The sequence below is a fragment of the Bartonella sp. PS7NMGDW genome (genome assembly GCF_042193585.1).
GTDB classification, from domain to species: Bacteria; Pseudomonadota; Alphaproteobacteria; order Rhizobiales; family Rhizobiaceae; genus Bartonella; species Bartonella grahamii.
The window spans coordinates 78,442-84,966 of record NZ_JBHILX010000003.1; the positions used below are offsets into that span (position 1 = coordinate 78,442).

At 41.1% G+C, this 6,525-nt stretch carries 4 protein-coding genes and 2 pseudogenes; 1 reads left to right on the forward strand and 5 read right to left on the reverse strand.

Annotated elements, in window-relative coordinates:
* The 3 genes and pseudogenes from ACFIKJ_RS02570 to ACFIKJ_RS02580 all read right to left on the reverse strand — a co-directional run.
* Window positions 1–544 (reverse strand): annotated as a pseudogene (locus ACFIKJ_RS02570) (tol-pal system protein); the annotation flags it as partial.
* An 88-nt stretch (window positions 545–632) separates the two neighbouring features.
* Window positions 633–1,154 (reverse strand): peptidoglycan-associated lipoprotein Pal, encoded by a 522-nt coding sequence (pal, locus tag ACFIKJ_RS02575; RefSeq protein WP_375626541.1) that lies wholly within the window; start codon window positions 1,152–1,154, stop codon window positions 633–635.
* Window positions 1,155–1,355: 201 nt separating this feature from the next.
* Window positions 1,356–2,051 (reverse strand): DUF1013 domain-containing protein, encoded by a 696-nt coding sequence (locus tag ACFIKJ_RS02580; RefSeq protein ID WP_375625266.1) that lies wholly within the window; start codon window positions 2,049–2,051, stop codon window positions 1,356–1,358.
* Between the two features lie 367 nt (window positions 2,052–2,418).
* On the opposite strand from ACFIKJ_RS02580, the gene ACFIKJ_RS02585 reads away from it, so the two are divergent.
* The gene (locus ACFIKJ_RS02585; protein ID WP_005774608.1) at window positions 2,419–3,165 is read left to right on the forward strand and encodes a YebC/PmpR family DNA-binding transcriptional regulator; all 747 of its coding nucleotides are present in this window, start codon (window positions 2,419–2,421) and stop codon (window positions 3,163–3,165) included.
* 1,091 nt (window positions 3,166–4,256) lie between these two features.
* Here ACFIKJ_RS02585 and tolB read toward each other — a convergent pair.
* Together tolB and ACFIKJ_RS02595 are read right to left on the reverse strand one after the other, a co-directional pair.
* A complete protein-coding gene (tolB, locus tag ACFIKJ_RS02590) occupies window positions 4,257–5,582 on the reverse strand; it encodes a Tol-Pal system beta propeller repeat protein TolB (RefSeq protein ID WP_375648419.1) in 1,326 nt (441 codons plus the stop codon).
* A 43-nt stretch (window positions 5,583–5,625) separates the two neighbouring features.
* Window positions 5,626–6,525, reverse strand: a pseudogene (locus ACFIKJ_RS02595) (cell envelope biogenesis protein TolA); the annotation flags it as partial.

The following is a 6,525-nucleotide window of genomic DNA, read 5'->3' on the forward strand; positions in this document are numbered from 1 at the left end:
ACGCTGCTTTATCAGCTGCTTCAGGTGCTTTCTTCACTGCATCGATAGCCTTATCAACAGTGTCAGTGGCTTTTTCCACCGCGCTAGATGCCGCTTTATCAGCTGCTTCAGGTGCTTTCTTCACTGCATCGATAGCCTTATCAACAGCGTCAGTAGCTTTTTCCTCCGCGCTAGATGCCGCTTTATCTGCTGCTTCAGGTGCTTTCTTCACAGCATCAATAGCCTTATCAACAGCGTCAGTGGCTTTTTCCTCCACGCTAGATGCCGCTTTATCTGCTGCTTCAGGTGCTTTCTTCACAGCATCAATAGCCTTATCAACAGTGTCAGTGGCTTTTTCCTCCGCGCTAGATGCCGCTTTATCAGCTGCTTCAGGTGCTGTCTTCACAGCATCAATAGCCTTATCAACAGTGTCAGTGGCTTTTTCCTCCGCATCAGATGCCTTATCAACTGCATCAACTTTATCTGTATCATGTGCAGGATATTCGGAAGCCTTTCGTGCCGCACTTTGAACAAGTGAAGTAGAACAAGCTATGAAAACCGCCATATAAAAGAGTGTTTTCCAATTGATTTTACGATACATTCCTTTTTCCCCTTAAGAGCTCATTGAATAGTTGAAACAAACAATCTTCTTTTTAATGACTATTCATGTCACTCAACGTTGTTACTGCACGTCGATTTTGATTCCAACAGGAAATATCATCACATACTGCTACAGGTCTTTCTTTTCCGTAAGAAATTGTTTGAATCCGTTGTTCAGACACACCTAGAGATACCAAATAGTTTCGCACAGCAACAGCGCGGCGCTGTCCAAGTGCCAAGTTATATTCACGTGTTCCCCTCTCATCAGCATGACCTTCGATCATAATAGAATAATAAGGATAATGAAGCAACCATTCTGCTTGGCGCGTTAAAATACGTTCAGCATCAGCATCAAGTGAAGAAGAATCGAGACCAAAAAACACGCGATCACCCACATTAACCGTAAATTCTTGTCCTGAGCCTGGTGACACCTGGTTCAAACCAGCATCATTCATATAAGCGCCATTCATACCGTTAAGTGCACCGACATTTTTTTTGCCACACCCACCCAGGCATAGTGAGAAAAGAAAGAGGATAGCTAAAGAATGAGAGAGTTTTTTTTTGGTAGAGCGCATAGTCCGTTTCTCCTTGAGTGTCATAAAGAAAGGTAAATTCTTAAAAAGATTTCCAAGAATAACCGTTAATTCCTAATGAAGACGAAATTTTTCTATTTTTTTGGTCATCATTTTTATTTTTGAGTCTCTGCCAAATTTTCTCTCTCCAGCCATTCCTCTAACATTTCCATAAGAAATGTTTTCCTTATACGTCATGGCTTTTTATGCATCATCTTGATCTTGACGATTTTTTTGCAGTGCGTTCAGCTTTGCAAAAACTTTATCAGCATCAAAAGTCTTATGCAGATTGTCTTCACTCTCATTTTCCTCTAGGTCAGCGTTTTCCGTCACAGAAGCGGGAAGCAACGACCTATCTTCTTCTGCAGCAACAGGACGATTTTTCGCTGCACGCTGGAGCTCAAAATCTAAATCGATTTGCGAACACAAACCAAGTCCTACAGGATCAAGAGGAACCAAATTTGCACTATTCCAGTGGGTTCTAAGGCGGATTTGTTCAATTGTCGCTTTTGTTGTCCCAATCAACCGTGCAATTTGTGCATCTTTCAACTCCGGATGGTTCGTGACCAACCATAGGATACCATTGGGACGATCTTGGCGTCGAGAAAGAGGGATATAGCGCGCCCCTTTTCGTTTTTTTTCAGGAATATGCACCCTAGATTGAGAAATTTTCAAGCGTGCGTTTTGATCAGCCTCCACCCGTGCAATTTCACTGCGCGTCAATTGTCCAGAACTAATCGGATCTAAACCTTTAATACCATAAGCCGCATCACCATCAGCAATAGCTTTTACTTCCAAGACATGCAATTTACAAAATTCTGCAATCTGATCAAAAGAAAGAGCTGTATTATCAACCAACCAAACAGCTGTTGCTTTGGGCATCAAAAGTTGCGTTGCCATTTTTATAAATCCTCTTCTGCGCCTCTTCCTATGAGGCCGGTTACCGCCCACTCAAGAGCACTAGAACTTTTTATACGTTAGGTCTCTCCAACCACTCCTAAAACAAAGCGAGGCATGGAATAAACCATTTTGCCATGAGATTACATTCTGTTATAGCGTTATTTTTTCCCAACGACAAGAGATCTCTCTTGTAATGATCCTCAACTAAGGTGTCTTTACCTTTAAGATGAATTTTCTTATAAAGGGTTTATTCGATTATTTCACCTCATGCTGTGGCACATTTATTCTGGTGGGATGCGTATTTTATTGTCTTAAATTCTAAAGAGTATCCAACTAGAAAGAAAGCCCTCAAATAGGAAGGAAAACTATGGCAGGCCATTCACAATTTAAAAATATTATGCACCGTAAAGGGCGTCAAGATGCAATGCGCTCGAAAATATTTTCTAAGCTTGCGCGCGAAATTACCGTAGCAGCAAAACAAGGTGCTCCTGATCCAGCCATGAATCCACGTTTAAGGCTGGCTGTTCAAAATGCCAAAGCACAATCGATGCCGAAAGATAATATTGAACGCGCGATTAAAAAAGCTTCAGGCACCGATGTCGAAAATTATGATGAAGTACGCTATGAAGGCTATGGACCAGGCGGCGTTGCCGTCATTGTTGAAGCTTTAACCGATAACCGCAACCGGACCGCTTCAAATGTGCGCGCCGCCTTCACAAAATCAGGAGGAGCCCTAGGAGAAACAGGATCGGTCAGTTTCATGTTTAATCGGATTGGTGAAATAATCTATAAGCCAGAAGCAGGAACAGCCGATAACATCATGGATGCAGCGATTGAAGCCGGTGCCGAAGATGTGCAATCAGAAGAAACCGGACATCATATTACCTGCGCATTTGAAGATATTGGTGAAGTTTCCAAAACTCTTGAGGCAAAACTTGGTGAAGCAGAATCGATTAAAACGATTTGGAAAGCCACCACCCTTGCACCAATAGATGAAGAAAAAGCTTTGTCCGTTTTGCGACTGATTTCAACATTAGAAGAAGATGATGATGTACAAAATGTTTATGCCAATTTTGATGTCAGCGATGAGATTTTGGCAAAATTATCTGTATAATTCCCACCATTTGCATAAGCCCTCTCTTCATTCATGAGGGCTTCAAAAGCATCTGTCAGCTCTCCTCTTTATCCGCACATATAAAAACCCCGCGTCAATAGCGGGGACTAACCATTGGTGCAACAAGAAAACCGCCATTAATTCCAGAAAACATCACCAAAAAATAAAACATAAAAAACTCTTTAGTCTCAGGCCTTTCTTACATACCCCAAAGATTATCCCTATAGCCCCTCTCTATTTGATCTTTTTGTTCTTTAAGATTAACCTCCCCACCCTCAAGTAATGAAGATGATCCGGTCTATAAACAATTCGGATTTTCTTGACGTATTTCTATGACGAATCACCCATGGAATTCACTTGAAACTTACTGCTCATAAAATACACACTCCCCTAAATATTCGCCACGCACTTAAAAAAATACTTAAATATCTCAAGGAAGTTTATATGCCTTATATCCCCGCACCTCAAATGACAGTGTTTTGACAATATCACAGAATAAAATAAGCAAATGGAAAGCCAGAGCTGATTGTTTAGCAAAGTATTGTATAAAAAGCTGGTACATCTCTCTAATCCGTTGCGGATAAATTTTTGACTTTATGGCATTAACTTTATGGCGTCGTATGTTTCATAAAATAACGTCATTTATCTTAAAAATCTGTCCTTTTGCTATTACCGATCAATCAATATTCAGACCTAAAACAATAGCGTACTTGAATAAGACACATCAGAGAGCAGCAGAAAAACACCCTTGACAAGAGTCCAGACTCTTCGCAAACTAGATCGAAGAGGAAGTCAAAAATATATAGCGACACTTTGAATAAAAAGTTGAAATCTAGAGACCTCAGAATTTTCGACTCTATTTTTTCAAGGTATTGTTTTGAATTTTTTTAAGCATTTTCCCCCAAGGAAATTCCATTGTCGATAAACAACCGTAGATGATAGATGAAATCTACATAACTCCCCATGCCCACTATAATCAATTTCTTCTTTTAAATCATTAAAGACAATTGATATTGTGTAAACTGATATTGTGTAACCTTGAGACTGTATAGACCATATTCCTTCTATGTTCTGTTTTTAAGCATTTTGTTTTACTGTATATTGAGCAAAGGCGACCATGCTGGATCCGAAGCATCATTGGGTGTAGGGAGTTGTCGTTCGTTGCGTCCTGTAATGTCAATCGTATAAATTTTTGGTCCCATACCGGGATTTTTGCGAAAGAACATCAGCACACGACCATTAGGGGCCCAAGTTGGTCCTTCATTGTGAAAACCCGTGGTTAAAATTCGTTCTCCTTGTCCATCAGGGCGCATAACACCAATAGAAAATTGTCCGCTTAATTGTTTTGTAAAGGCGATATAGTCACCCCGTGGTGACCAAATAGGTGTCGAATAACTCCCATCGTTTGAAGAAATACGCTGAATATCACTCCCATCCGCATTCATTTTATAGATTTGCGGCTTTCCACTACGATCTGAGGAAAAGACGATGTGTTTTCCATCCGGTGAATAAGAAGCAGAAGTATCGATAGCAGAAGTTGTAGTAAGTCGCGTCATCGTACGGGTTCGTAAATCCATGGTGTAAAGATTTGCACTGCCATCATTTTGTAACAAACTCATGATGACCTTTTGTCCATCAGAAGAAAAACGCGGAGCAATTGTCATGTTATTAAACGTTCCGATCAACTCTCTTTGTCCCATTTCAATTTGTTGAAGATAAACATGAGGTACTTGATTATCCTCATAAGCCATATAGGTCATTTCTTGTCTTTTTGGGGAAAACCGCGGTGTAAGCACCAATTCACTTCCATCAGACATATAAATCAAATTTGCGCCATCTTGATCCATCATTGCTAAGCGTTTAATGCGTGCATTTTGGGGTCCTGTTTCATCGATAAAAACAATTCGTGTATCAAAATAACCACTTTCTCCTGTCATCTCACTATAGATCTCATCTGCGATCATATGTGCCACACGCCGCCAACGTTCTGTCGCGGTATAAAAACGACGTCCTTTCAATTGTCTTTGTCCAAAAACATCCCATAAACGAAAGTCGACCCTCAAACGTCCATCGATTTCTCTCATGACTTGCCCCGTAACTAAACCTTGCGCTTTTATTTTCTGCCAAGACGCAAAATGCGGTTGTTTATTAGGATTAGAAATATTTTCAAGAAAATTTTCTTTATTAAGCGGTAAAAAAAGCCCAGACCGCTCAAGATCAGCGGTCACCACAGCAGATATTTTCAACCCAATCGAATCATTGGAAATAAAGTCTGTAATTGCAATGGGAATGGGATTAAAATCAGCGCTCGAAATAGTTCCTTTCAATTGCGCATAGCCCGATGAAATACTTGAAAGCCACAACCCACAAGTGACAATAAACCAAGCTAAAACTTTATGTCTCGTTATAGTCATCATGGAATGTGTCCTTTCGTTAAGCCAATTTATTTTTTCTCATTCATCATCTTATTTCTTGGAGGGGATCAACATTAAAGTCAAAACCTTGCCCCCATAGATCATATTGATCACGTGGGAGATCTGCATAAGGTTGGCATGAAAAGACAGCGGCATACACCTGCCTCATCATAATAGCTTGTTGACTCTCAAGACCACTTACGGGATCAATGATAGGATCGCCCATAACCATCCCTTCACGATCTAAATAAAATCGCAACCGCACAACCGGACGGTTTTTTAAATCGCCACCAAGCGCCACAAGTTTAAGCTTCTGTTGAATACATCCCCCCGCAATATTGACCAATGTTTGTGCCATTTTTGTGGTATCATCAATGTTTTTTCTTGCACCCAAAGCTTCTGGTGTATGAGAACGTTTTGCTCCCCCTCCTTGTGACCGCGCACGATTGAGCAAATTATTTTCCTCCAGTGCTAAAATATCTTCAATGGTCTGTTTCTCTTGGTTTTTCTTGTTAAGCTTTGGCTTCTTTTGATTCAATGCAGCCCCTTTCTTCCTTGGAACTTCTTCGTCAAATTTTGGTTTAAACTGTGGAAGAAAAATTTTTTCTGGAAGTGTAATTTTGGGTGCTTGATGAACAATCTGCTCTGCTGGTACCTTCTGTACCATTGGAGCCAATTCTTTTGGCGATATCATCTCTTCATTTTTGTGCGCAGGCTTGAGCACATCTTCCGGAGCCTTCAAAGGCATCTCAGGCGCAACCTTGGGAGTATCCTCCGGTGGTGCCTCCAAAGGCATCTCAGGTGCAACCTTGGGAGTATCCTCCGGTGGTGTGCTCAAAGGCATCTCAGGTGCAACCTTGGGAGTATCTTCCGGTGTGCTCAAAGGCATCTCAGGCGCAACCTTAGGAGTATCCTCCGGCGTGCTCAAAGGCATCTCAGGTGCAAC